Raw genomic sequence first — 26,330 nt, forward strand, 5'->3', positions numbered from 1 at the left:
CTAGGCTATACGTACGTAGCTGCCCAACAATTTGACCTCAGCCGCGTGGTGATTTAAGATATCCTGCAAGGCAGGCTCGTTCGCATGACCCTCACATTCAATCAAAAACCAGTATCGGAACGTAGCACCTTCGCGTAGGGGACGGCTTTCGATTTTGGTTAAGTTGATGCCACGGGCATTGAACTCCTGTAGAAATTCGGCCAGTACCCCCGGTTTTTCCGTATTCGGCAGCCGGGCAATGATAGTCGTTTTATCGTGCCCACTGGGCTGGTTGACAAAGTCCTTCGCCAGAATCAGAAACCGCGTCCGGTTCAGGTCGCTATCTCCAATATTGTCGAATAACACCGGTACATCGAACAACTTGGCTGCGATGTTCGAACAGAGGGCAGCAGCGGTGGGTTGCTGCGCGGCTAGCTTGGCCGCCTTTGAAGTCGATTCAACGGGCACCAGTTCGGCCTGTAATCCGTCGAACGTATCGTTCAAGAACTTGCTGCATTGCCGAAACGCGATGTCTTTAGAGTAGATGTGCGTGATCTCGGCCAGATTTTCGGTTTTCGTAGCAAACGTAAAATGTACGGGAATCTGAGCCTCGGCGGCAATGGTCAGGTCCTTTTCGAGGAGTAGATCGATGGTCTCCAGCACAATGCCTTCCTGATTGTTCTCGATGGGCACCACTCCGAACCGAACTCGCCCGGTTTCGACGCTTTCGAATACCGAACGGATTGTGGGGAGGGTCATATAGGCGCTCATTGCCCCAAACCGGCTTTCGGCGGCCTGATGCGTAAAACTTCCTTCGGGGCCCAGATAGGCCACTCGCTCCGGCAGTTCGAGGTTACGCGATACGGCGAATATTTCCAGAAAAATGGCTTCAATGGCCGAGCGATTCAGCAGCCCATCATTCTGGGTATGCAGCCGATCGAGGATTTGTTTTTCGCGCTCGGGGCGATAAATAACCGTGTTGGTAGACCGTTTCAGTTCACCCACTTTCCGGACCAGTTCCATGCGCTTGTTCAGCAGCAGCAGCAGTTGGTCATCCAGGGCGTCAATGTCGTTACGGATCGATTCGAGAGTCATCAGTCAAAAAGTGCAGCCTTAACCGCAATAAAATAGGCAGTGTACCACAAAAGTACACTGCCTGATGCCTACTGCAAACAATTGACTAAACTAATGCCGCTTCGTCAATATCTTTCTCAATCCGCAGATTATCGATAATAAAGCGCTGACGGTCGGGGGTATTTTTGCCCATGTAGTAGCTCAACAGCTTGGGCACCGACGTTTCTTTCTCCATAATAACAGGTTCAAGCCGCATATTCTCGCCGATGAACAAACCGAATTCTTCGGGTGAAATCTCGCCCAAGCCTTTGAAGCGCGTAATCTCTACTTTCTTCCCACCTTTCATCAGCTTATCAATAGCCGTCTGCTTTTCCTCTTCGGAATAGCAGTACGTGGTTTCTTTGTGGTTCTTCGGATTTCGCACGCGGAACAGGGGCGTTTCCAGAATATAGAGGTGTCCGTTACGTACCAGGTCCGGAAAGAATTGAAGGAAAAACGTCAGCATTAGCAGCCGGATGTGCATTCCATCGACGTCCGCATCAGTCGCAATGACAATGCGGTTATAGCGTAGCCCTTCTAATCCCTCTTCAATGTCCAGCGCGTGTTGAAGCAGGTTAAACTCTTCGTTTTCGTACACGACCTTTTTGGTAAGGCCATAGCAGTTTAGCGGTTTGCCCCGCAGGCTGAACACCGCCTGCGACTGCACATTTCTGGATTTTGTGATGGAACCGCTGGCCGAATCACCTTCGGTAATAAATAGGGTCGACTGATACCGATCATCCGCTTTTACGTCGGGCAGGTGATTCCGGCAGTCGCGAAGCTTTTTGTTGTGCAGACTTGCCTTCTTGGCACGATCGTTGGCCAGTTTCTTAATACCGGCGAGTTCTTTACGTTCCCGCTCCGACTGCTCGATCCGCTTTTTCAGTGCATCGCGAACGGTCGGGTTCATGTGCAGAAAATCGTCTAACCGTTCTTTAACGAAATCCTTAACGAATGAATTTACCGACTGCGCATTGGCTTCCGGCGACATGTTTACCGAACCCAGCTTTGTTTTGGTCTGCGACTCAAATACCGGCTCCTGCACGCGAATGCTTATGGCCGCAATAATACTGGCCCGGATGTCAGTGGTTTCGTAATTCTTGTCAAAGTGTTTACGCACCGTTTCAACCACAGCCTCTTTGAGTGAGTTGAGGTGCGTACCGCCCTGCGTTGTGTACTGCCCGTTCACGAATGAGTAGTACTCTTCCCCGTATTGATTGCCGTGCGTTAGGGCAATCTCCAGGTCATTGCCTTTCAAGTGAATGATTGGGTAACGTAGCGAATCTTCATCCGTCTTATTACGGAGCAGATCCAGCAGTCCATTCTGTGATATGTATTTCTGTTTGTTGAAGGCAATCGTCAGCCCGGCATTCAGGTAGCAGTAGTTCCAGATCATGTTCTCCAGATACTGCGGTATATAATGAAAATGCTTAAAGACTGTATCGTCGGGTTCGAAGCAGATCAGCGTACCGTTCCGTTCGTTGGTGGCTTCTTCGCCCTGCTGTTTAAGTTCGCCCCGCTCAAACTCAGCCCATACGGTACGTCCGTCCCGAAACGACTGAACCCGAAAATAGGTCGACAGTGCATTGACGGCTTTCGTACCGACGCCGTTCAGGCCTACCGATTTCTGAAAGGCCCCTGAGTCGTATTTACCACCGGTATTAATCTTGGAAACGACCTCAACGACTTTGCCTAATGGAATACCCCGGCCATAGTCACGAACTTCGACGCGGTGATCCGTTACGCGAATATCAATGATCTTACCGAAGCCCATGACGTGCTCATCAATGCAGTTGTCGATGGTTTCTTTAAGCAGAACATAGATTCCATCATCAGCCGCTGAACCATCGCCAAGTTTACCGATATACATGCCCGGCCGGAGACGAATGTGTTCCCGCCAATCGAGTGAGCGGATACTATCTTCATTGTATTGAACGGGTTGATTTGTCAATTCTGCCATACAGGAATAGTGAATAATAGACTTTATGAAAGCGGCTGGCTTAACGTATGTATTTAACGGACATTGGAAAAATCATACCCTGCTCAGGCAAGGCAATAAATGTTTCCGCTGAATAGAAAACTGTTCGCAATCCGACAAAAGTTCGTTTACTTTGCCAGCTGAACTGTGCTTTGTACTATAAGACCTAAAATGTCGTTAGATACAAGTCTTCGCCTTTATTGCCGCAGAAGCTGTTCGACATCTTAAAAATATGCAAAATTTGCGAATTATTCACGACTTTCCCCTAAATTCTTTTCATACCGCAAGGGCTCTTTTTCAACGTCGACTTTGTACAGGCATTACGGCATTGCTGCTATCCGTAACGGGCTTCATCACGCAAGCCCAGATTGCCCCTGCCCCCGCTGGTACCGGCACAGCCTCGCCTGGTGCTGTTCGATCCGGTTCATCACCAGCCACCTCAACCCAGCCTGGCCGAAGCGCTACGTTGCCGGGTGGCGTTAACACCAGTAATCTACCGGCCAACATTCAGCAGCAGATCAACCAGGCGGGTGGGCAAATTCCAGGACGTAACGTACGTACCGGTCGTACGACGTCTCAACCGACAAATAATCCGCTCCGAACCAATCCGACGACCGGGCGGAATCAAGCCGCAGTCGATCCGGCCGATACAACCGATCAGGGTCCACAGACGGAGAAAGAAGTCATTGAAGACGGCTACGAACGGGCGCGTCGGCAGGAACGCGAAGAAACGCGTCGGAAGCTCTTCGGTTTTTCGATTTTCAACGATCCAACGAATGCCGCGACATTCGAACCGAATATAAATATTGCTACCCCCCGCAATTACATTGTCGGCCCCGGCGATCAGTTAAACATACGAGTCTATGGTTACTCGGAAGTTGATTACTCGCAAACGGTTTCGCCGGAAGGAGCGGTTTACTTCGCCAACCAATCGGGGATCGGTCCGGTATCGGTGCTGGGCTTATCGGTTGAGCAGGCAAAAGCCCGCATCGAAAGCCGCCTGGCTACCAAATACGTTGGGTTACGGAGTTCCTCATACGGCCCCAAAAATACGTTTCTGGAAGTTTCGCTGGGCGCTATTCGCAGCATTCGCGTAACCGTAACGGGTGACGCTGTCAGACCCGGTACATATACACTTTCTTCCCTGTCGACGGCTATGAACGCCATTTACCAGGCGGGCGGCCCTAACGAACTGGGCTCGTTCCGGCGAGTGCAACTGATCCGTAATAACCGGGCCATTGCTACGCTTGATCTGTATGATTATCTGCTGAACGGCACACAGCGGAACGACTTCCGGTTACAGGACAACGACAACATTCGGTTTACTACGTACCTAACGCGGGTTGAAATCACCGGTACCGTAAAACGGAACAACATTTTTGAGATGATGCCGAACGAAACGCTCGATCGGCTGCTCTTCTACGCGGGGGACTTCGCGGCTAACGCTTACAAAAGCCGGGTTAAAGTGACGCGTCTGACGGATCGGGAACGTAAGGTTCTCGATGTAACAGCTCCCGAGTTTAAAACTTTTAAGATGCAGGATGGCGACCTGGTTACAGTCGAGCAACTTCTGGATCGTTTCGAAAACCAGATTACCATCGAAGGCGCAGTTTACCGGCCGGGTCAGTATTCACTTGACAATAACCAGACCCTGAAGAAACTAATTAGCACCGCCGAGGGCCTCAAAGGTGACGCCTTTACGGGCCGGGTTAACATTGTCCGGACCCGCGAAGACTTGGCCATCGAGAACATAACCGTCAACTTAGCCAACATTCTGGCCGGTACGGAACCCGACGTAACGCTTCAGCGCGAAGACCAAATTATTATTCCATCGCGTTTTGATCTGACGGAGCAGGCTAAAGTTTCGGTGATGGGCGAAGTCAATTATCCCGACGAAAACATTCAGTACATGGCGAATATGTCGCTGAACGATGCCTTACTCCGCGCGGGCGGATTAAAAGAATCAGCAGCCGCTTCGTTGGTTGAAGTCGTTCGTCGGAAGAAAGATGTCGATCCACGCTCCGCTTCGGCACAGGTAGCCGAAATTCATCGGTTCAATGTTAACCGCGATCTATCGATTAATTCAGATGAGAACCGGTTTATCCTGGAGCCTTTTGACCAGGTCATCGTTCGTCGGTCGCCAAATTATTTGGTTCAGACGTACGCCAATATCGAAGGAGAAGTTATCGTCCCTGGTTCGTACGCGATCCGCAGTAAAGACCAGAAGATATCTGATCTGGTCACTTTAGCCGGGGGCCTTACTCCACAAGCCTATGTGGAAGGGGCAACACTGGTTCGGCGCGTAAGACTCAGTGCCGACGAAGTTGCCCGTCGGAAACAGTCGCTGGCAGATGTGGCTGATGCAGCCAGTATTGGTCAGGTTACCGTAGAAACGGACAGCGTGTCTTCGGACAAGCCAGAGTCGATCGGAATCAACCTGAAAAAGATTTTGGCTAAGCCAGGTTCTTCTGAGGATATTCTGGTGCAGGAAGGCGATCTGTTACGTATTCCCAAGCTGCTCGAAACGGTGCGGATCCAGGGTGAAGTGCTCTTACCAACGACCGTTAAATACCGCCCAAACCAAACCTTCCAGGATTATATTTCGCAGTCGGGTGGGTTTACCGCGAAATCACAGCGCAGGAAATCATTCGTGATTTATGCAAACGGTTCTGTTGACCGTACGCGTAAATTCATGTTCTTCAATGTATATCCCCGCGTCGAGCCAGGTGCTGAGGTCGTAATTCCAAAGAAGACCTCCGTACCACTCACGCCACAGCAAATTCTTAGCTCAACAGCTGGTACTATTTCGTCGCTCTTATCAGTAATTGGCCTGGTCATCGCCTTAAGTCGGGTAGGACGATAATCTAATATTGCTATGACTCCAACAAATCCGATAAACAGTAACGCTGATGTCTTGGCAACGGGTCGGCCTTTGCCTCCCGATCAAATTTCGCCGAAGTCGGTTGTATTACGTATTCTTAAACTAAAGGATGTCGCGCGCCGGAACTGGAAGCTCTTGCTCATACTAACGGCGATTGGCGGCACCATTGGTCTTATCTACGATCTAACCCATAAAAAGGCACCTATCTATAGCGCCACAATGCTCTTTAACCTCGGTGGTGGTGGTTCGGCAGGGAGTAGTTTCGGCGAGTTAGGTGCGTTAGCCAGCGCTTTCGGTCTCAGTCAGGGTGCCGCCGATGCGAACATCTTTGTGGGGGACAACTTCCTGATCTACGCCAAATCGAGACCCGTTGTCGAAAAAACGTTGATGAAACGGGATACGATCAACGGCAAAGACACGCTGCTGGTGAACTACTACATCCGGCACAGTGGAATTCGGGATGAAGAGTGGGAAGAAGATGATACCCTTCGCGCCTTTTACTTCAAAAAAAGTAAAGAGCCAAGTGAATACACCAAGCTTGAACAGCGGGTGATGTCAGACATTTATACCCGGATTAAAACGGAAATGGGCGTAACCCAACCTGAACGAAAATCCTCGTTTATGGAGCTTCGCTGCGGTATGCAGGACGAAATGCTGGCTGCCCACTTCATTACCAAACACCTCACGACGATTGAGGAAGATTACCGGCGGAAGCAAACCAAGAAGACGCGCGAGATGTTCGATCTGCTTAACTCGCGGGCCGACTCGATCGCCCGTATCCTGAGCGGAACCGAAAATCGCCTGGCTCAGTACATGGACCAGAATCAGCAGGTAGTCGTTGCACAGGGCCGGATTATGGAGAACCGATTGACCCGCAATTCTACGTTCCTGACAACGCTGTATTACCAGGCGCTGCAAAGTGCGGATAATATGCGGCTGTCGCTGATTCGTGAAGCGCCTTTATTTACCATCCTTGAACCCGTAGCCTTTCCCCTGTATAAGGAAGTCAAGACGCAGGTTGGTATGCAGGCTGGTATTGCGTTAGGGCTCATTCTGTCGATTGTTATTGTCTTTCTGCGCGAAACGTATCGTTCGATCATGCAGGAAGGGTAACCGACCCATCAGCTACTACCAGACCAAATTGCAGAACAGACCATAAACGAACGGCAACACCCACTGCCATGAAAACGCACGAAGTAATTATTGAACCCGGTCGCGCTGAGCGGCATTATTGGCGAGATTTATGGCGCAACCGCGAGTTGATGTATATCTTGTCCATGCGCGACGTGTCGGTACGGTACAAACAGACCGCCCTTGGCACGGCCTGGGGTCTGATTCGCCCATTGACGACGATGCTGATCATGGTGTTCGTATTCAGCAAAATTGCCAAGCTGCCCGCCGACCCCGGTGTTCCCTACCCGCTTATGGTATTGGGCGGTATTACCGTCTGGACGTTTTTTTCGACCGCGTTTACCCAGATCAGTAACAGCGTTACGTTGAACTCAAATCTGGTTACGAAAGTCTATTTTCCGCGTTTGATCATGCCCATTAGTTCGATCGCGGTTAGCTTCATTGATTTTTTGGTTTCGCTGGGCCTTTTCATTTTACTGGCCGCCTGGTACCGATTCGTGCCGGACTGGCACATTCTATTTGCACCTGTATTCATGTTGCTGGCGGTATTAGCCTCGTTTGCGTTTGGACTATTTTTTGCTGTCATCAACGTACGATTCCGTGATGTTGGGCAATTGATTCCATTTTTGGTGCAGGTCGGATTCTACGCCTGCCCGATTGCCTACAGTAGTCGACTCGTAGCTAATGAATCCTGGTATTCGCTGTATATCCTGAATCCATTGGTTGGCATTATCGACGGGTTCCGTTGGTCTTTGTTAGGAGAAAATGCGTACTTTAACCCCCGGAGCCTGCTGACTTCCGTTGCAATTGTTGGAGTTTGTCTGGCTATATCCATTTATTTCTTTCGCAAACGCGAAAACACATTTGTCGATGATATTTAACGATTTATGATCGGTATGACCAGAATTTTGATCTCCTGTGCGGGTTCATTATCGATCATACCTGGTTAATCGTAAATCATAAATCACTATGTCTGTCATTACCGTCGAAAATATAAGTAAGCAATACATCATTGACCACCAGAAAGGCAAGGGCTCGAACACGCTCCGGGATGTGATTTCCGAAAATTTCCGGCAGTTGTTCGGAAAAGGAAAACAGCAGACTGAAACAACTCGTGAAGAGTTCTGGGCCTTACGTGACGTAAGTTTTTCTATTGAGCAGGGGGATCGCGTCGGCATTATCGGCCACAACGGCGCTGGAAAATCAACCATGCTCAAAATCTTGAGTAAAATCATTGAACCAACCACCGGTAGCGTCCGCATTCGGGGACGGGTAGCCAGCTTACTCGAGGTTGGTACCGGCTTTCACCCTGAATTGACGGGCCGAGAAAACATCTACCTCAATGGGTCGCTACTCGGGATGACCCGGAGTGAGATTCGTAAACAGTTTGACGAGATTGTGGCCTTTGCCGGTGTTGAAAAGTTTCTCGACACCCCCGTTAAACGGTATTCGTCGGGTATGTACGTGCGGCTGGGCTTCGCGATTTCGGCCCATCTCGACCCCGAAATCATGATCGTCGATGAGGTACTGGCCGTGGGTGATGCGGAGTTCCAGAAAAAGAGCCTCGGCAAAATGCGCGACAACTCGGCGAGCGGCCGGACCGTTATTTTCGTTAGTCATAATCTGACGGCGGTACAGGCACTCTGTAACAAAACCTTGTATTTTGAGCGGGGGCAGTTGATTGAGCAGGGTGAGACCAATCAGGTCATTGCCTCGTACCTCAGCAAAGTGTCGAAGACGCGCCTGACCCGCCACTGGGATAATCCCGAAGATGCCCCTGGCAACGATCTTGTCCGCGTCCGTCGGATTGAGTTGATTCCGGAATACCAGGATGACTTAACGACCATCGATGTTCGGACGCCGATGAAAGTGCGATTCGAGTTCTGGAATATGATGGAACGCGCTAACTTAAACTTAAGCCTGCACCTAAATTCGTTAACGGGCGAATGCATTTTTAACGTTGGTACCCAGTCGCAGCCCTACGGAAAAGGGTTGATTGTCGGTGAATGCACCATTCCCGGCTATTTCCTGAACGACGGTACGTATACGATTTCCGTAATGATTGTGAAGGATACCGTTACTCCGCTTTATGTTATGGAGGAGGGTATTACCTTTGATGTTGAGGACTACCGGGAAGGCATTGCCTGGTACGGAAAATGGCCGGGCTACGTACGTCCCCAGTTCCCGTTCCAGATGGAGATGCTGGAGGAGGTTCCTGTAAAATGAGTGTATAGTTCAACTGATTTCAGCGGCCATTCCCCTGACTCCTGAAAACAGGATGAGCGTTCCCGTGAAGACAATCTATGATTAACGTCACCAAATCATACCTGCCGGACTTAGACGAATATACCAAATACCTTTCGGGTATCTGGGAGCGTGTCCACCTGACGAATGATGGTCCTCTGCTCCGCCAGCTCGAAGATCAGTTGAAGGAGTATTTGGGTGTGAAACACCTGAAGTTCTGCTCGAATGGAACGATCGTTCTTCAGATGGCACTGAAAGCGCTCGACATTACCAAAGAAGTAATCACTACGCCTTTTTCGTATGTGGCCACCACGAATGCCTTGCTGTGGGAAGGCTGTACGCCCGTATTTGCTGACATTCGTCCGGATGATTTCTGCATTGACCCGGATAAAATTGAACCGCTGATTACTGAAAACACGCAGGCCATCATGGCTACCCACGTGTATGGTAACGCCTGCCGGATTGAGCAGATTCAGGCCATTGCTGAACGCTTCAAGCTCAAAGTTATTTACGACGCAGCCCACACGTTTGGCGCTAGTTATCAGGGGCAGTCGATCTTAAGCTACGGTGATGTCAGTACGTGTAGTTTTCACGCTACAAAGGTTTTTCATACCGTTGAGGGCGGCTGCCTGGTCACAGATAATGATGAGTTAGCGAATAAGCTACACTTCTACCGTTCCTTTGGCCACCGCAACGATGATTACTATAGCATTGGCATAAACGCGAAAAACTCCGAGTTTCACGCGGCTATGGGCTTGTGTGTTTTACCGAAAGTACCGGATCTGATTGCCGCCCGCAAGCAGGTATTTGGCTACTATGATGACCGGCTCGACTTCACCCGGATCAGCCGTCCAACGCTAGCTCCGGGCGTTGACTACAATTACGCTTACTACCCCGTTGTCTTCGACTCAGAAGAGTCGTTACTGCGTGTTGTCGATGCCCTAAGAGCTCAGGACATTGTGCCCCGGCGCTATTTTTATCCGTCGCTCAACACGTTACCGTTTGTAAGTCAGCTTCGGTCAGGAGCGGTTGAGTCTTGTCCTTTATCCGAAGATATTTCGCTACGCGTGTTGTGTCTTCCGCTTTATCCGGATTTAGCCGAAGCGGATGTCGACCGGATTGCAACACTAGTCAATGAAGCCGTTGCGGTAGACCACGTTGATCATTAATTAGCCAACCGGCCGTTAAACTCACCCCCTTGAGCTGTATGCTTCAGTAATTCGACCGAATGACGCTGCTGTACCTTATTTCTGGTTTTCTGTTTATTGCCTATCTCGGATGGTTAGCCGCTCGAATATGCCGTCCGTCCCTTGCCGAGTGGCTCCTGACCATTTTTCTATTAGGAGCCGGTAGTGTAATCCTAACGGGCTTCGTGTTATCGGCGCTGTACCAAACGGCTAGCGCTCCTGTCTGGGCCGTTTCGGTCTTCGTTACGGCTACCGTACTGAGCGCGATCCTGAACCGGCTGACAACTGAGCGAACGCGTTTTTCCATACCAGAATTGGTACGTACCAGCCGCAGCACCTTCGAAAACTGGTTTCGCGGCTTATCGACATATTCAAAATTTATATTCGGCAGTTTGCTGGTTACGTTAGGTATAATTGCCTTCACCAATTTATTGCTGGTGCTGTTCACCGTTCCGAACGAATGGGATAGCATGACGGGCCACCTGAACCGGGTGATGCAGTACCTACAGCGTGGCAGCATGAGGCACTTCGGTGGTACGAACTGGAACATCGATACGTATCCGAAGAGCGTCTGTACGCTCCAGATTTATTCGTTTCTGATGACGGGCCACTTTGAAAACGGCTTCAAGTTTATTCATCACCTCAGTTACTGGACCGCTGTTGTTGCGGTTTTCGGTATCGTACAACGTATCGGCAAAAATCTGTCGGCTAGTTTTTTCTGTGCATTGGCATACGCTCTGCTACCTGACTTTCTGATGCAGGCCATCACTACTGAAACGGATATTGTTTTAACAGCCTACCTGAGCGTGTTGCTCTACATGCTGTTTACGTATCAGCAAACCAAGGACAACCGGTATTTGTATCTAGCGGGAATGGCGTTCGGCATTGCCTTTGGTCATAAAATTACCTTTGCGCTGCTGCTGCCTTCGGTGTTTGTCATCATGGTCTATACGGTCTTTTTGTCGCCATCGTGGAGTATTACCTTTACCAGAACCTGGCGGTTAGCTGCGGCCATTCTGGTAGGTATCTGCCTGTGGACTTTGCCGACCGGCTATCTTAAAAACATCGAAGTCTTTGGTCATCCCATAGGCCCACCAACTGCCTTAAAGCATCAATCTGTTGAGCGGGCTGGCTCATTAAGGAACCTACTGGAACAGGGCAGCCGGAATGTCGTCCGGTATGGCTACGATCACGTGAACCTGGATGGTATACGTAACACGACGCTTGGAGCCTCCATAAATCATACCATGCGTAAACCGCTGGTTGCTCTGGAAGATAAACTCCACATGCGGTTAGACGAAGAAACCGACTTTTCGATTCAGCCGTTTGCTTTCGACCGCCGGTTTGTTTTTTACAACGCCAATCCTTACTGGGGTGTCTTTGGCTTTGGCTTAATTTTTCCGCTGCTCTTTCTGGTTTTGATCGGATACGTTCGGTCAACTCCGCACATCTTTCTGGGCTTAGCTCTGCTGCTTCATTTCGCGGCCCTCTCCTACTCAGCTCCGTACGACCCGTTCAAAGGGCGCTACTTCATCGAAACCGGCTTGTTCGGCGTTACGTTTCTAGCCCTGTTATTTCTGCATCCGCGCACCTCTGTGGCCGTTCCCAACCGAACGATCTGGAAAAGTTACGTAGCGCTGATAACCGTGCTGGGCTGTATATCAGCGCTGATGAGCGTTTTCATGAACATCCGCGCTTTACCGTTTGGCTGGACGGCTCCCGACGGACATACGTACACGTCGGCGTTCCAGTCTGATCGCATTCGGCAGATGACGCTTGGCCGCCCGGATATTTACGTGCCGTACAAACGCTTCGACGAACTCGTTCCGGATACGGCGACTGTAGCCCTGGGTACTATTAACGACGACTACGAGTATCCGCTCTACGGACCACGACTGTCGCGTCGACTGATCGCCATCAATCCGTTCGAACAGGGGCTGCGGCCTATCCCAAAAAATGCGGATTACCTGTTTTTCGCGAAAAGTGTCATTCGCCCTCAACCCGGCGATGTACGCCTGGGCACCGACACCACGATGCGTACTGCCGTGATCGTGCCGGGTGAAGATTATTACCTGCGTAAGTTGAAGTAGCGTTGGGAAACCATTCGACATCTAACTTCACGCTCAAACCTGAATTCGTATGACGCTTGCCATCATGCAGCCCTACTTTTTGCCTTATATCGGCTACATGCAGTTGATGAACGCCGTAGATACGTTCGTGTTGTACGACGACGTAGCGTTTATTAACCGAGGTTGGGTAAACCGGAATCGCCTGCTGATCAACGGGCAGGAATATCTGTTTACGGTGCCGTTGAAAGATGCAAGCCAGAATAAGCGAATCAATGAAGTTTATCTCGCTGACGATCCGAAGTGGCGCAGCAAACTGCTGAAAACGATTGAACAAGGGTATCGGAAGGCTCCCCATTACGGCGTGGTCATGCCCGTAACCGAAAAAATTATCAACTTCGCGACGGACTCGATTGCCGAACTGATCCGGAATAGTCTCGTTGAACTGAACAACTTCTTAGGGTTAACTACCCGCCTGGTCGCTTCTTCTACAGTATACAACAACGGTCATCTTAAAGCGCAGGAGCGGATTCTGGATATTTGTCGGCAGGAACAGGCGACCCGGTACATCAACCCGATTGGCGGCATAGAACTGTACGATAAACCAACATTTACGCAGTCGGACATTGAGTTGTGTTTCATTCAATCCAAGCGAGTTGAATACCCTCAGTTCAAGCGGCCTGACGGTAGCCATACGTTCGTTCCCTGGTTGTCTATTTTAGATATCCTTATGTTTAACGACATTGCTACCGTAAAAACAATGCTGGAAGCCTACGAACTGGTGTAGCGTTTATCGATCAGGATCGATAAAGCGCACATTATTTGAACCAGCTTAACCGCCCAACCTCTTCATTCACTAACAGTATGGCAAAAATTGTTATTTTCGGTGTGATGGATACCGCCGAACTCGCTCACTTCTACCTGACTCATGATTCGGAACATGAAGTAGCCGCCTTTACGGTGAACCGGGAGTATCTGAATGGAACGGAGTTTCGGGGCCTGCCCCTGGTTGCCTTCGAAGACGTAGAGACATTGTTCCCACCCCAGGAATATAAGTTTTTCGCGCCTATGACCGGGCGCGGAATGAACCGTAACCGCGAACGTATCTATCTTGATGCCAAAGCGAAAGGCTACGAATTCATCTCCTACATCAGTTCAAAAGCAACGACCTTCGGTAACGAAATCGGCGAGAACTGCTTTATCCTCGAAGACAACACCATCCAGCCTTTTACCAAAATTGGTAATAATGTGGTGCTTTGGAGCGGTAACCACATCGGCCATCATGGTGAGATAAAAGATCACGTTTTCTTTACCTCACACGTGGTAATGTCGGGACATTGCGTCATTGAGCCCTACTGCTTTTTTGGGGTGAACAGCACCATTCGTGATTTTTTGCACATTGCTACGGGTACGTTGCTGGGTATGGCTTCGGCTATTTATAAAGATACAGATGACTGGGGCGTTTACATTGGCAATCCAGCCCGCAAGCTTCCAAAACCCAGCCACGAAACGTACTAGATTTGGCTATTTATTGCCATTGGTAAAGTCTAAGCTATCGCTAGCTCTCTAAAGGCAATCCACGGCTCTGCCCCACTTCGAATGACCATTCTTCTCATTGGCCACGATGCAAACCGCGCAGGCGCACAGCTCGTTCTGCTCAATCTGATGCGCCTGCTGAAAGCGCAGGGTATTCAGCTGCACCTGCTCTTAGGCGAAGGAGGCCCGCTCCTGACCGATTATCAGGCGATTTGCCCCGTTACGCTCTGGCCAGCTCCTAACCGTTACGTGGTTGGTCCAGTTACGGACAAGGTTCTGGGTAAGGTTGGTCTGTGGAAGCGGTTTAATCACCAGCAAACCACAAAGCAGCAGCAGACGGTCAGCGCTGAACTGGCGATCGATCAGGTTGATTTAGTTCTGGTCAATACGGTTACGAGTAGTCGCTGGTTTGGTCAGTTGCCCATTCCTGCGCAAATACCCGTCGTAACGTTTGTGCATGAGCTGGCTATGTCAGTACGTATATACACCCGGCCCGATGAGCTGGCATTTTTGCTTCAGCGAACGAATCGGCTACTGGCCGTATCGAGGGCAACGGCTCGGTATTATGAACAGCAGCATGGATTTGATCCGGCACGTATCATGCTCTATACGCTCATCGATACGCCGATGATGGAGCGCAATGTTCAACTGGCCCGACAGCAGCCGACTATTTATTCTCCGCTGGGCCTACCGGAAGATGCGCTCATTGTGGGGGGTTGCGGCAACGCGGAATGGCGAAAAGGCAATGACCTATTCATCGCCATTGCTCGTCAGGTCATTGGTCGACAGGCCGATAAGCCCATTCATTTTGTGTGGGTAGGCGTGCCGCCGGGACCACTGCACGACGACCTGGTACTTGATATTCAAAAGGCCGGTCTGTCCGATCGGGTTCACTTGATTCCGCCTACGCCGGACGTGTTACGGTACGTTAGCCGGTTTGATGTATTCGTCTTATGTTCACGGGAAGACCCCTACCCGCTGGTTGTTTTTGAAGCTGGCCTGTGCGAAGTTCCGGTCGTGTGTTTCGACGGCGCTGGCGGAGCGCCCGAGCTGGTCGAAGCGGATGGTGGGTTTGTGGTGCCTTACCTGGATCTGGATGCCATGAGTAGTCGCATCCTGACGCTGCTCGACCAGCCCGCCACTCGTCAGTCGATGGGTAAACGACTTAACCAGAAAATTCTGGAGCGCCACCCGGCCAAACAAAGTGTAGAGACGCTCATTCGCCTGTTTAACCAGCTCACCAATGCTTAAACTACCTTCGGGCTACATGCCACAGTTAGACTCGCTCAGGACGTTTGCCGTGCTGTTAGTGGTTGTTTATCATTGGTTTCCTACCGGCGAAGGTATCAACTGGCTCCCCAACGGCACCATTGGGGTCATGATCTTTTTTGTTATTAGCGGCTTTCTCATCACCCGGATATTACTCGAAAACCGTTCACGAATCGATCAGGGAAAAGCCACCTTAGGCGCTACGTATCGTAACTTTTTCATCCGGCGGGCGCTGCGCATCTTTCCACTGTATTACTTGGTGATTACAGGTGTCCTGATCTTTTTGCCAGCCGCATCCGACATCGACGAGCATCCTCTGTACTATTATTTATACGGCTACAACATCCTGCTGCATCGAACCGGTAACTGGGGGGATCTGCTTTCTCCCTTCTGGACGCTGGGCGTCGAAGAGCAGTTGTATTTGGTCTGGCCCTGGTTGATTCTGCTGACGCCCAAGTCTCTATTGCGGTGGTTGCTGGCCGGTATGGTCATGTTTGCCATTGCGTTTCGGGGGTACGGCTACGTAAATGGCGATCTGGACGGTGTGCTGACGCCCGCCAGCCTGGATGCGTTTGGCCTCGGAGCCACCTGGGCTTACGTCAGCCTAATCCGTCCTGATCTGCTGACTAGGTACCGCAAAACGCTGACAATAGCCGCCGTGCTGGCTACGGTAGGTTTTATTGGCTTACTTCAGTTGCCTCCCGACCATTTACTGGTGGTTTTGTTTCAGCGGTTCCTGATTTCAATAGTTGCGCTTTACGTAGTGACGTGGGCCAGCGTTGGCCTTACCGGGCCAATTGGATATGTACTCGACAACCGCTTGCTACAATTCGTAGGACGTATCAGTTATGGCATTTATGTGTTCCACATGATTGTGCCGGGTTACATTATTCCCCTTTTGTTACGTATTCTTAACCGATTCGGCATATCGCCAACGTTGAATTACTGGGAGCACCGTCTTATCAGCCTGGGCGTACTGTTAGTGATTTCTTCTCTATCTTGGTATGCCTTTGAACGACCAATCAATGAATTAAAACGGTATTTTGCGTACAAAAAACCGGTACCAAATCCGATTAGTCGGTAGATGTACAACCTGCTGACTGACTATCCATGATCCGATGACTCTTGCTTTTACAATTTGCTCCATTAACTACTTAGCGCAGGCACGTACTCTTGGTGACTCATTACGACAAACGAACCCTGATTATCAATATGTAATCGGGCTGGTCGATAAATTAAGTGCTGCAAACCTTCCCGACAACCTGATTCCGGACTATCCCATGCTGGAAGTCGATCAGATTGGGATACCCGATTTCGAGGCTATGTGCGATCGGTATGACATTACCGAACTGAACACGGCCGTAAAACCGTTTTATATCGATTATTTTTTCCGGACGGCTCCCGATGCTACGTCGGTTATTTATTTTGATCCCGACATCATTGTTTTTCAGCCTTTAGATAAGCTGAACGCCGATCTGACGAATCATAGCCTTGTCCTGACGCCCCACACCTGCTCACCAACTCCCGACTGGGAACGCCCAAACGAGCAGCACCATCTGAACACGGGCATTTTTAACCTGGGTTTTATTGGTTTACGGAACGACGTAACGGCTCGTCAGTTTGTTGACTGGTGGAAAGCCCGGTTGATTTATGAATGCCGTATTGATTTGTGCGCGGGTCTTTTTGTCGATCAGCACTGGGTTAATTTCGCCCCCGTCTATTACGACAACGTCTTGATTGAACACCACTTAGGCTACAATGCCGCCTACTGGAACCTGCACGAACGTTACTTTTCTGCTGACTCAGCCGGGCAATGGCAGGTAAGTTCAACCCCGGATGAACACAATACGATAAGCGAATTACAGTTTTTTCATTACAGCGGTTACAACCCTGACCGACCGGACGAGGTCTCAAAGTATCAAACGCGGTATAGTTTTTCGGCAGCTGATTTTTCGGAGCAACCCGGTCGTTTACGGCTGGATGCCAAACCCTTATTCGAACTGTATGCAGAGCGGTTACGGGCCAATCACAACGATAAATACCGGACGTATGCATGCGTTTATATCAAATCGCCCGTTGTGTTACGATACCAGCGGGTGCGTAAGGGGCTCAAAGCTCCCATTAATCGAATTATCGCGTTGCTAGAATCCTAATGAATATGGCTGCACGGCCGGGCCAATCGTGGTCACACCTTCGGGCACTATGGACGCATCGGTATCATAAGTACACGCACATTGTGCGTAAATTCTGGTCCGTTGCGCTAAAATATATGTATCTCCGCCGGTTGAAGATTCGCCACCCGAATCGGCCGCTGGTAGCGATCATTCTATCGGAGCAGATGGGTGATATCATCGCTTGTGAGCCCGTGATTCGGGAAGTCCGCCAGCGGCACCCAACCGGCTATATCATCTGGGTTGTTCGCAAACCGTACGTTGAGTTAGTCGAATCGCACCCGGATCTAGATGGATATCTAGTCGAATTATGCCCCAGCGAACGCGTATGGTTGCTGAAGTCAGGTATTTATGACGAGGTGTATAACTTACATATATCGCACCGAAAGTGTAAATACTGCCCCGAAGATCCCATTAACCCCACGGCGGACCGCATCGGATTGACGTTCGATAATTATTACCACCGGGGCGATTTGTTGTATATGTTTTCGCAGGCCGCCGGCTTGCCCGCTCTAACGGCTGATCCGAAGATGTATATTCCACAGCCGGTAAAGCAACGAATAACCGACCTGGGACTGCCGCATCAGCCGATTGTGATTCACTGCCAGTCCAGCCACGTATTGCGCGACTGGCCCGGCGAGAACTGGAACCGGCTCGTCCGGTGGCTACTGGCCAATTACCCGCATTCGGTTATTGAAGTGGGGCTGACTCCGGTTGTAACCGAAGAAAATCCGCGCTTCCGCAGTCTGTGCGGTCAACTCAGTCTGCACGAAACGGCGGAGGTCATTGGCCGCGCCCAACTGTTTATTGGCATCGACAGCGGACCCGCGCACATGGCGAACGCCATGAACACGCCCGGGATTATCCTGTTGGGCCAATTGTTTGATTTCGTGCATTACCTGCCCTACTCAGGCCGCTATAAACGCGGAGAGGGAGTGACCATCCTTAACTTCTCGGGTCATCCTTGTGCTGAGCTTCCCTACGATTGGGTGCAAACCGCGACTCAGCAGCAACTGAGCCAACCAAAATTTGTATGAAGTCATCTGCCGCTCCCAGCGTGTGCGTCGTTATACCCGTCTATAAGCCTGAGATTACTGAGTACGAGCACATTTCACTAACCCAATGCTTACGCGTATTAAGCAGTTACCCAATCTGTCTGGTCGCTCCGCATACGCTCGATACTTCCTATTACCGTAAAATATCCTCAACTTTACAACTCAAAACGTTCGACGATCGTTATTTCGCCGACATTCAGGGGTACAATCGGTTGATGTTGTCCGAGGAATTCTATCAGGCATTTGCCGAAGTTGACTATATATTGATTCACCAGCTGGATGCCTTTGTCTTCCGCGACGATCTGGCCAACTGGTGTCGGCAGGGGTACGATTATATTGGTGCGCCCTGGCTTCGTGACCGCGACTTCACGGGCTGGCGGGATGAACTTTGGTTTCGTGTAAAACAACGGATAGCGACCGTGTTTGATTTAAAAAAAGCCGATGGCATTACGCCCCGCGAAATCGTTAGCCTCAACGGCGTGGGCAACGGAGGTCTGTCGCTTCGGCGGACCGCAAGTATGCTTCGCGGGCTTCGCCTGTTTGCGCATAAACTACAGGCCTACGAAGAGAAACACCTGCATCAATACAATGAGGATGTATTTTGGGGGATAGAAGTAAATCGCTACTGGCCATTATTGCGTATTCCTTCTTACCGGAAAGCACTGCATTTTGCAATTGAATTTTACCCGCAATGGGCCATTGAACATTACAATAACGGACAGCTTCCTTTTGGCTGCCACGCCTGGGATGTTCACGGCACCGATTACTGGCGATCTGTATTCGCTGATTACGGCTATCACATCTAACTATGACGAAGTGCATGACGGCATCGGCACAACCAACTATTTCTGTAGCGCTCTGTACCTATAACGGAAGCGCCTACTTACCCACTCAGTGGCAAAGTTTGCTCGAGCAACATCAACTACCCCATGAAGTAGTTATCTGCGACGATCAGTCGACCGACGGAACCCGGGAACTGCTTCGTGAGTTTGCCGAAAAAGCGCCATTTACGGTTCGTATTTTGGAAAATCCGGTTCGATTAGGGTATAATAAGAACTTCGAAAAAGCCCTTTCCGCCTGTACCGGTGACCTGCTCTTTATCTGCGATCAGGACGATTATTGGTTTCCCGAGAAAATCAGTACCATGTCGGCTTACATGGTCGACCACCCGGAAACACAGCTTGCCTTTTGCGATGCCTGGGTAACTGACGAAGCGCTGCAACAGCGGGAAAGCCGGTTCTGGGAACGCGTGCGCTTTGATGGTCAGGCCAAGACACGCTGGCAAACAGGCGATATGATGGACGTAATGCTGGACGGCAACCGCGTTATGGGGTGTGCCAGCGTTATCCGGCGCAGTTTTTTACAAACCGTTTTGCCGATTCCTGAAACGATTCCGGGTTATATCTACGACGGGTGGATGGGCCTGGTTGGAGCCGCTTACAATACGATTCATTTCATTGATCAGCCTTTACAGCTCTATCGAACACACGTACAGCAGCAGGTTGGCGTGCGCGAAAGTGAACCCGGCCGTCGTATCCGTCTGCGCGACCGCTTTATTCGTCACCGGGGCGAAAAACTGGCCCCGCTCCGCGAGAAGCAGGCTCAACTGGCTGTCATCAGCCGTTTGTTAGCCGAACGGGTAGCTCCCACGGCTCCCGGAATGACCTTACTCCATCGGCGGTTAGAGCACTTCACCATGCGAAGCTGCTTACCCCACGAACGCATTCGCCGAATTCGCCCTGTACTGAGCAATCTTCGCCAGGGAAACTATAAGCGATATGCCGACGCAGCGGCCAATTGGATGGCTCCCTACCTGGCGGCTTTGGGCGATATGCTCGAATGAGTTAGTTTTGCACCCACTGTGTTAGTAACCATCTGTACAATCCGCCAGCTGCCACAAGCGTTTGCGCTTGGCGATAGCTTCATCAAGTATTCTGCCGAATCAGTTAATCAGCCTATACCGGTACTGATTGGTTTAGCCGATGACCCAGCCAACTTACCGTCTGATTTTGTTGCTCCCTATCCGTTATTGCCACTCGGCGACGTAATAGCGCCGGAGCAGTTGCAGCAACTTGCCGCAGTCTATACGCCCACTGAGCTAAAAGCGGCCTATAAGCCCTTATTCATTTCGGAAGTATTTCGTCGATATCCGGAGACAGATCACGTACTGTATGCCGACCCGAACATCGCGTTTTACGGGCCAACGGCTCTTATATGGGAAACGCTGGGGGGCGGTACGGTACTACTGACTCCACACATTACCCAGAAAGTTAGCGATACGGCCTGGCCTGACGAGAAATTCTTTCAGAACGTGGGCCTGTATAGTTCCGATTTTATGGCCTTTCGTCGGTCTACGGAAACAGATCGGTTGCTGGCCTGGTGGGATGACCGCGTGCGGACGCGGGCTCACATCGATTTTTGCTCGGGACTTTGCACAGACCAACTTTGGTTGATGCACGTACCGGTATTTTTCAAAGAAACCGTAATTGTCAAAAACCGAGGTTGGCATGTCGCCCTTTGGAATCTAGCCGAACGGCGCTTGCAGCAAGCCGGCACAGACTGGCGAGTTGACGAGCCCGTGAGCCAGTCGGTGCCACTTCTTTTCGTGAATTTTAAAGGACTGTTCGACCCGGACGAAGGGTTTTTTCCGCACCAGACCCGAATAGACCTCAAAAACGAATCTACTATCACACAACTGCTAACTCAGTATAAGCAAACGGTACAGCAACATACCCCAGCCGGATTAACGACTCCGCCCGCGTTGGGTCAACAACCAGAACCCAAAATAATCCGCGGATGGCGACGGGTGACGATTAATGGGTTAACAAGTATTAAACAATTTATTGATCAGGTTCCTTTGCCCGTCATTCGCTGATTGCACGTAGCAGACCGAAACATATCAATAAATACCCTATTTTTGCGGACGTATTTCTGAGAATAATACAACTGTTAACTCGTTTGAAAGGCAAAGCCGCTACGTAATATAGGATAGTTTACTTCTCGTTACTCAGCAGGCGACATATCCTGGCAGCGTGAACAGTTTCGAGACGGTTTAGCGTAATAAATTCGTAATCGGCTCAGTTGGGTCGTATCAGATTGACTCAACTCGTCAACTAATTGAAGTATGGGTAGTGTTCTTCGCTTTTTGCAGACGCTTGATTATATGCGAATGGTTGTAGGCATCTGTATTCTTATAGATGGCTACCCAATTATTTTCTTCTTTCGGGAAACCCTAAAGTTAGCTCCTGGCAGCACAGCCTTCACGGCCATTGCCTTTGCGGGAGGTCTTCTGTTGATGGTTCCGTTTACGATCCTGCGTCGTTTGTACAGGCCCAACATGACCATGTTCTGGATGGGCATCTCGTTTTTGCTGCTCAGTATTTTTTATATGTACACCTACATGGGCGATCCCGGCTTTAAAGACTACGATCGGGATCTCATCTATTACCTGTACGTATTCATCTTTCTGTTTCTGCTCATCAACATTCCGAATGACATCATCCGTGTGTTTGTACCGGTCGTTATCTTATTTACGCTGGTGTCAAATCTTGGCCTGATTTATTCACTGTTAACGAATCCAAGCTGGGCCATCGGGCAACGGGCAACGATTACGCTCGGTAACAGCGACGACGGCTCTGGTAACCCTCACGTGTTTTCGCGCAATGCATTTATGGGCGTAATTGCCTGCGGAGTCTGGCTGGTTCGTTCACAAACGAACATTTTATTCCGGCTCGTGTGCTTATTCTCCGGGACGCTCAGCCTGGCCGTGCTGGTCTTAACGCAGACTCGATCGTCAATCGTTGCCCTATTGTTGGCGCTTGCCTTCTTCGTTTATTTCAACGTGCGACCGGCTCAAATCCGGACGGCGGTTCGTAGCCTGATCAAACCCGTGCCACTTATTTTTATGTTTGTTGGCTTACTGGGTATAATTTACTTCTTCCGGCGTTACTACGATGCCTATGCCATTCTGTACGGTTACGTCATTGCCTTCATGGAACGTAACCTGGAAAACGTGTATGCCATACTAGGACTAAAAGCAAACGGGGCCGCTTATAAGGCCGCTCTGGATGACTCGGCGGCCAACCGCTCCACGAGTGCTCTGTTCTTTTCTAACGTACTGGAAGGGCACATCCATCGGCTCATTCTCGGATTTGGCTATAAATTTCTGTACCTGGACGTACCCATCCTCGAAGCGCTGACGAATCTAGGCATACTGGGTTTTGTACTGTTCGCAGGGGTGAATCTCAAAACACTGTATTATTCGGTTCTCGCCATGCGCGATAACCCGAACCCGCTGAACACATTCCTGGCCTATTTTTATCTGCTCATTCTGGTTACCTCATTCACCAATGGGCGACCGTACGAAATCTCGTTCTGGTTACCGCTCGCCCTGATGATTCGATTTATGGGCGTTGATCATCTGTTTCCGGCTTACTTATCAAATCATCAGGGTAAGCCGCTCAGCGATCAGTACACCGTAATTCCTAAAGCTCAGCCCGCCTGATGCGCATTCTGATCGTTCACAACATCGTATGGGCGCACTATAAATCAAGCGTTTTTCAGGCACTTCAGCAGTTGACTGATCAGCAGCCGGACATCGTATTGAACGTAGTGCAGATCGCCCGCAACGAGCGTTCGCGAGCAGCACTCGAGGCCAATGCAGACCCTACCGCGCCTACATACAGCTATACGTATGATCTGCTCTTCAACCGTTTTCTGGAAGATACTAGTGTTCAGGAGCGAGCGACTGCCCTAATTCGCCAGGCTAAACGGTTTCGGCCCGATGTCATTACGTTAACGGGGTATTACGATCCCGCGCAGATTTTGTTGCTGATGTGGGCTAAGGGAAGGGGCATACGTATTGTTATGCAGAACGAAAGCACCGCCATTGATCACGAGCGCGGGGGTTGGAAAGAATTCATTAAACGGCAAATTATGAGCCGATGTGATGGATTTTTCTGCTTCGGAAGTCAATCGGCTAACTACCTGATTGGCCTCGGCGTAGCACCCGAAAAAATTCTGTCGAGCAAAAGTGCGGTCGATAATACGGCCTTATGGAAGGCGTATCAGCAAGCGCTGCCCGAACGTACTGAACAGCAACAACAGCTTGGTCTACGGCCGCATAACTTTGTGTTTGTCGGCCGACTGATTGCGTTCAAGAACGTATCGGCACTGCTGTCAGCCTTCGCCGATGCACGAAGTCAGGTCCCGAACGCTTCGGACTGGGGAATCATTCTGCTGGGTGATGGACCGGAGCGTGAAGCATTGCTGCAGCAGGCCAACGAATTAACTATTGCGGATTCGGTCGCTTTTCTGGCCGGTCGGCCGTGGTATCAGGTGCCGGGAATTCTGGCGCTTTCTGACGTATTGGTTCTACCCAGTCGTTCGGAGCCCTGGGGGCTGGTCGTCAACGAAGCGATGGTCTGCGGCCTTCCGGTCATCGTGTCGGACAAATGTGGGTGTGTGCCGGATTTGATGCGGGATGGCCAGAACGGCTTTGTGTTTGACCCGAATCAACCCCAGGAGCTGACCCGTCATCTGGTACAATTTATGAATAATCAGGTCGATACGAAAAGCATGGGCGAATGTGCTCAGCAACTTATCGCCCCGTACGCACCGGAAGCTGTCGCTCGCGAAATGCTCAACGGTTTTAGTCGTCTGTTGCCCTCGCCTGCTAAGTAGACCTGGGCATTTAATACATCTGGAGTTTGCAATGACTATTTTTTTACCAATCGGTTCGTTTTATCCGGCTCAGATCGGGGGGCCCGACAACATCATGTACTGGCACGCAAAAGCCCTCGTTCAGCGCGGACACCAGGTTTGGGTAGCCACTACCGACGACGGTGTGGGACCAGAGGTCGTGAAAGATCGCTGGCTGACTATGGACTGCGGCCAGGTTCGGTACGTAAAAACGGCCATTCACTACGCTCCTTTAAAACTGCTTATTGCGTCACTCCTCCCCTTGTTTCGTTGCGACGTGGTTCACCTGTCAACGATGTTCTATCCTATTTCCTGGCTGTTAGCACCACTCGCCTTGCTACTGGGAAAGAAGGTGGTCTGGACCCCGCACGGCGAACTTGATCCGGACGTTCTGATCTACAGTACGGGCCGGAAAAAAGTGGTGCTGACGCTGATCCGATGGATGAGCAAGCGAGTGGTTTTCCATTCGACCTGCGACGCTGAGACAACCTACATACAGAATCAGTTTGGTTCTGGGGTACGTATCGTCCAGCTTCCATATTTCATGGAATTGACGCCCAAGCTCACGCGAACACCCGGCGACTATTGGCTGTACGTTGGCCGCATCCACCCCAAAAAAGCCATCGAGCGCCTGATCGAAGCCCTGCCACTGGTTAAGGTGAAAAAACGGCTGAAAATAATTGGGGATTATAACAATGACTACGGAAAGCAACTGATCGAACTCGCCGAGCGGAAGGGACTTAGTTCACAAATTGATTTTCTGGGCCATAAACGAGGTACCGAAAAGTATCAGTTAATGGCCGACGCTTACTGCATGGTAATGCCATCACATACCGAAAATTTTGGCATTGTCGTCACCGAAGCGCTTACGCAGGGCACCCCCGTTATCGCTTCGTTTGGTACACCCTGGAAGGTATTGAGCGAGCGCAAGGCCGGTTTCTGGTCGTCGAACGAAGTGGAGCCGCTGGCCCAGACCTTGAACGCAATGGCCGACCTCGACGCGGAAACGTACGCAATCTACCGCGCCAATGCCGTCGAACTGGTCGAAGACTATGAGATCGTGAAGAACATTCATAAGTGGGAAACGATCTACCAGCAGCTCGTCGCCAAACAAAAACTGGTTAGCGCTTAGGAAAGCGTTACGTTTCGCTGCGTCACCTTAGTCCAGTCGACCTGGCGCTCGGCCTCGGTCAGATCAATGAAGGGAAACTCGATTAATAGCTGTTTGAGCTTGGGGAGACAGTCTTTCAGACCGTAGTACGATTTGAACCGCCGGGCCCGGCTTAATCCCGGAATCATCGGCTGCTCGGCGTCGAAATCGCGGGGGTGAAAATACGTCATTACGTAATCTGAGCGACGCATTAACCCCCGGATGGCGCGGTACGGGAGCAGTCGAAAATACCCGCCCCCCGAAAAAATAAGATCCTGACCAAGCACAGCCGCGGTGTTGATCGGAAACTCTTTGAGCAGTGTTCCATCTACATTGAGATAGCCTGGCGAAAACATTCCCAGCGACGCATCGCCACCGTGAGCCCTGCGCGCCGAAAACACCGAGCAATCAACTTCAATGCCCTGTTCTACCAGAATCGGAAAAACCCAGCGGTTATACGCTTTAATGGAAAACCCAGGGGCTCGATACGCTCGAACGGGCTTACCGGTCAGATCCTGCAAATGCTTAATCGATCGTTCAAGGTCTGCCTGAAACTCGGCGGGTGACTGCTCGTAGGCGAGTTGGTGAGCATATGAATGCGTGGCCACCTCGTATCCAGCGGCATTGATCCGCCGAATTACTTCGGGGTGCTTATCAGCAACCCAGCCCAGACAGAAAAACGTAGCCCTACTGTTTGTATCATCCAGCAATTGAAAGATACGGTCCATATTCTCGTAGATCCGCGTTTCGTAACGACCCCACTCGGCTTCGGTCCGCGTAGAGGCATTGTCCAGAATATGAAACCACTCTTCAATATCAAACGTCAGGATGTTCATAACTAATGAGTAAGTCAGCAAGCATACCAGCTTG

21 protein-coding genes are annotated in these 26,330 nt (G+C 50.5%); 18 read left to right on the forward strand and 3 right to left on the reverse strand.

Translation table 11 applies throughout. The features are described from left to right. Both pheA and ACYVIY_RS21995 read right to left on the reverse strand, forming a co-directional pair. Nucleotides 1-1,074, reverse strand: coding sequence for a prephenate dehydratase (gene pheA, locus ACYVIY_RS21990; RefSeq protein ID WP_460978552.1), 1,074 nt, complete (start codon nucleotides 1,072-1,074; stop codon nucleotides 1-3). 85 nt (nucleotides 1,075-1,159) lie between these two features. After that, nucleotides 1,160-3,052, reverse strand: coding sequence for a DNA topoisomerase IV subunit B (locus ACYVIY_RS21995; RefSeq protein ID WP_460978553.1), 1,893 nt, complete (start codon nucleotides 3,050-3,052; stop codon nucleotides 1,160-1,162). Between the two features lie 250 nt (nucleotides 3,053-3,302). Between ACYVIY_RS21995 and ACYVIY_RS22000 the strand changes: the two genes are divergently transcribed. The 18 genes from ACYVIY_RS22000 (at nucleotide 3,303) to ACYVIY_RS22085 (ending at nucleotide 25,442) form a co-directional block, all read left to right on the forward strand. Continuing rightward, entirely contained in the window at nucleotides 3,303-5,933 is a 2,631-nt protein-coding gene (locus ACYVIY_RS22000) for a polysaccharide biosynthesis/export family protein (protein ID WP_460978554.1), read from the forward strand. 12 nt (nucleotides 5,934-5,945) lie between these two features. After that, on the forward strand, nucleotides 5,946-7,064 hold the full coding sequence (locus ACYVIY_RS22005) for a hypothetical protein (RefSeq protein WP_460978555.1): 1,119 nt from the start codon (nucleotides 5,946-5,948) through the stop codon (nucleotides 7,062-7,064). Between the two features lie 68 nt (nucleotides 7,065-7,132). Then, nucleotides 7,133-7,963, forward strand: a complete 831-nt coding sequence (locus ACYVIY_RS22010; protein WP_460978556.1) for an ABC transporter permease — start codon at nucleotides 7,133-7,135, stop codon at nucleotides 7,961-7,963. Nucleotides 7,964-8,051: 88 nt separating this feature from the next. Then, complete coding sequence (locus ACYVIY_RS22015; RefSeq protein WP_460978557.1) at nucleotides 8,052-9,308, forward strand: ABC transporter ATP-binding protein; 1,257 nt, start codon at nucleotides 8,052-8,054, stop codon at nucleotides 9,306-9,308. Nucleotides 9,309-9,385: 77 nt separating this feature from the next. Beyond that, a complete protein-coding gene (locus ACYVIY_RS22020) occupies nucleotides 9,386-10,495 on the forward strand; it encodes a DegT/DnrJ/EryC1/StrS family aminotransferase (protein ID WP_460978558.1) in 1,110 nt (369 codons plus the stop codon). 59 nt (nucleotides 10,496-10,554) lie between these two features. Next, nucleotides 10,555-12,603, forward strand: a complete 2,049-nt coding sequence (locus ACYVIY_RS22025) for an ArnT family glycosyltransferase (RefSeq protein ID WP_460978559.1) — start codon at nucleotides 10,555-10,557, stop codon at nucleotides 12,601-12,603. A gap of 49 nt (nucleotides 12,604-12,652) precedes the next feature. Then, nucleotides 12,653-13,366, forward strand: coding sequence for a WbqC family protein (locus tag ACYVIY_RS22030; RefSeq protein WP_460978560.1), 714 nt, complete (start codon nucleotides 12,653-12,655; stop codon nucleotides 13,364-13,366). A 77-nt stretch (nucleotides 13,367-13,443) separates the two neighbouring features. Further along, nucleotides 13,444-14,097 carry an acetyltransferase gene (locus tag ACYVIY_RS22035; RefSeq protein WP_460978561.1) on the forward strand — a complete coding sequence of 218 codons (654 nt, stop codon included), beginning with the start codon at nucleotides 13,444-13,446 and terminating at the stop codon, nucleotides 14,095-14,097. An 81-nt stretch (nucleotides 14,098-14,178) separates the two neighbouring features. Beyond that, on the forward strand, nucleotides 14,179-15,366 hold the full coding sequence (locus tag ACYVIY_RS22040; protein ID WP_460978562.1) for a glycosyltransferase family 4 protein: 1,188 nt from the start codon (nucleotides 14,179-14,181) through the stop codon (nucleotides 15,364-15,366). After that, nucleotides 15,359-16,468 carry an acyltransferase family protein gene (locus tag ACYVIY_RS22045; protein ID WP_460978563.1) on the forward strand — a complete coding sequence of 370 codons (1,110 nt, stop codon included), beginning with the start codon at nucleotides 15,359-15,361 and terminating at the stop codon, nucleotides 16,466-16,468. Before ACYVIY_RS22040 ends, ACYVIY_RS22045 begins: the two co-directional genes overlap by 8 nt. Before the next feature lie 34 nt (nucleotides 16,469-16,502). After that, nucleotides 16,503-17,537: a glycosyltransferase family protein gene (locus ACYVIY_RS22050; protein WP_460978564.1), complete on the forward strand. Its 1,035-nt coding sequence runs from the start codon at nucleotides 16,503-16,505 to the stop codon at nucleotides 17,535-17,537. Then, on the forward strand, nucleotides 17,537-18,592 hold the full coding sequence (locus ACYVIY_RS22055; RefSeq protein WP_460978565.1) for a glycosyltransferase family 9 protein: 1,056 nt from the start codon (nucleotides 17,537-17,539) through the stop codon (nucleotides 18,590-18,592). The genes ACYVIY_RS22050 and ACYVIY_RS22055 overlap by 1 nt, the downstream gene beginning before the upstream one ends. Further along, nucleotides 18,589-19,416 (forward strand): DUF5672 family protein, encoded by an 828-nt coding sequence (locus ACYVIY_RS22060; RefSeq protein WP_460978566.1) that lies wholly within the window; start codon nucleotides 18,589-18,591, stop codon nucleotides 19,414-19,416. The genes ACYVIY_RS22055 and ACYVIY_RS22060 overlap by 4 nt, the downstream gene beginning before the upstream one ends. 2 nt (nucleotides 19,417-19,418) lie before the next feature. Further along, entirely contained in the window at nucleotides 19,419-20,453 is a 1,035-nt protein-coding gene (locus ACYVIY_RS22065; RefSeq protein ID WP_460978567.1) for a glycosyltransferase family 2 protein, read from the forward strand. 18 nt (nucleotides 20,454-20,471) lie between these two features. Beyond that, nucleotides 20,472-21,485 (forward strand): hypothetical protein, encoded by a 1,014-nt coding sequence (locus ACYVIY_RS22070; RefSeq protein ID WP_460978568.1) that lies wholly within the window; start codon nucleotides 20,472-20,474, stop codon nucleotides 21,483-21,485. Nucleotides 21,486-21,734: 249 nt separating this feature from the next. Continuing rightward, on the forward strand, nucleotides 21,735-23,114 hold the full coding sequence (locus tag ACYVIY_RS22075) for a hypothetical protein (protein WP_460978569.1): 1,380 nt from the start codon (nucleotides 21,735-21,737) through the stop codon (nucleotides 23,112-23,114). After that, a complete protein-coding gene (locus ACYVIY_RS22080; protein ID WP_460978570.1) occupies nucleotides 23,114-24,292 on the forward strand; it encodes a glycosyltransferase family 4 protein in 1,179 nt (392 codons plus the stop codon). Before ACYVIY_RS22075 ends, ACYVIY_RS22080 begins: the two co-directional genes overlap by 1 nt. A gap of 31 nt (nucleotides 24,293-24,323) precedes the next feature. Then, entirely contained in the window at nucleotides 24,324-25,442 is a 1,119-nt protein-coding gene (locus ACYVIY_RS22085; protein ID WP_460978571.1) for a glycosyltransferase family 4 protein, read from the forward strand. Here ACYVIY_RS22085 and ACYVIY_RS22090 read toward each other — a convergent pair. After that, on the reverse strand, nucleotides 25,439-26,296 hold the full coding sequence (locus ACYVIY_RS22090; RefSeq protein ID WP_460978572.1) for a polysaccharide deacetylase family protein: 858 nt from the start codon (nucleotides 26,294-26,296) through the stop codon (nucleotides 25,439-25,441). The two genes, ACYVIY_RS22085 and ACYVIY_RS22090, sit on opposite strands and share 4 nt — an antisense overlap. Between the last annotated feature and the right edge of the window lie 34 nt (nucleotides 26,297-26,330).

The organism is Spirosoma knui (genome assembly GCF_054780635.1).

Coding starts and splice junctions, on each gene's coding strand:
- ACYVIY_RS22045 (WP_460978563.1), top strand. CDS start 15,359: ATGCTTAAACTACCTTCGGGCTACATGCCACAGTTAGACTCGCTCAGG.
- ACYVIY_RS22050 (WP_460978564.1), top strand. CDS start 16,503: ATGACTCTTGCTTTTACAATTTGCTCCATTAACTACTTAGCGCAGGCA.
- ACYVIY_RS22005 (WP_460978555.1), top strand. CDS start 5,946: ATGACTCCAACAAATCCGATAAACAGTAACGCTGATGTCTTGGCAACG.
- ACYVIY_RS22015 (WP_460978557.1), top strand. CDS start 8,052: ATGTCTGTCATTACCGTCGAAAATATAAGTAAGCAATACATCATTGAC.
- ACYVIY_RS22020 (WP_460978558.1), top strand. CDS start 9,386: ATGATTAACGTCACCAAATCATACCTGCCGGACTTAGACGAATATACC.
- ACYVIY_RS22075 (WP_460978569.1), top strand. CDS start 21,735: ATGGGTAGTGTTCTTCGCTTTTTGCAGACGCTTGATTATATGCGAATG.
- ACYVIY_RS21995 (WP_460978553.1), bottom strand. CDS start 3,052: ATGGCAGAATTGACAAATCAACCCGTTCAATACAATGAAGATAGTATC.
- ACYVIY_RS22030 (WP_460978560.1), top strand. CDS start 12,653: ATGACGCTTGCCATCATGCAGCCCTACTTTTTGCCTTATATCGGCTAC.
- pheA (WP_460978552.1), bottom strand. CDS start 1,074: ATGACTCTCGAATCGATCCGTAACGACATTGACGCCCTGGATGACCAA.
- ACYVIY_RS22000 (WP_460978554.1), top strand. CDS start 3,303: ATGCAAAATTTGCGAATTATTCACGACTTTCCCCTAAATTCTTTTCAT.
- ACYVIY_RS22040 (WP_460978562.1), top strand. CDS start 14,179: ATGACCATTCTTCTCATTGGCCACGATGCAAACCGCGCAGGCGCACAG.
- ACYVIY_RS22055 (WP_460978565.1), top strand. CDS start 17,537: ATGAATATGGCTGCACGGCCGGGCCAATCGTGGTCACACCTTCGGGCA.
- ACYVIY_RS22065 (WP_460978567.1), top strand. CDS start 19,419: ATGACGAAGTGCATGACGGCATCGGCACAACCAACTATTTCTGTAGCG.
- ACYVIY_RS22060 (WP_460978566.1), top strand. CDS start 18,589: ATGAAGTCATCTGCCGCTCCCAGCGTGTGCGTCGTTATACCCGTCTAT.
- ACYVIY_RS22010 (WP_460978556.1), top strand. CDS start 7,133: ATGAAAACGCACGAAGTAATTATTGAACCCGGTCGCGCTGAGCGGCAT.
- ACYVIY_RS22085 (WP_460978571.1), top strand. CDS start 24,324: ATGACTATTTTTTTACCAATCGGTTCGTTTTATCCGGCTCAGATCGGG.
- ACYVIY_RS22080 (WP_460978570.1), top strand. CDS start 23,114: ATGCGCATTCTGATCGTTCACAACATCGTATGGGCGCACTATAAATCA.
- ACYVIY_RS22090 (WP_460978572.1), bottom strand. CDS start 26,296: ATGAACATCCTGACGTTTGATATTGAAGAGTGGTTTCATATTCTGGAC.
- ACYVIY_RS22025 (WP_460978559.1), top strand. CDS start 10,555: ATGACGCTGCTGTACCTTATTTCTGGTTTTCTGTTTATTGCCTATCTC.
- ACYVIY_RS22035 (WP_460978561.1), top strand. CDS start 13,444: ATGGCAAAAATTGTTATTTTCGGTGTGATGGATACCGCCGAACTCGCT.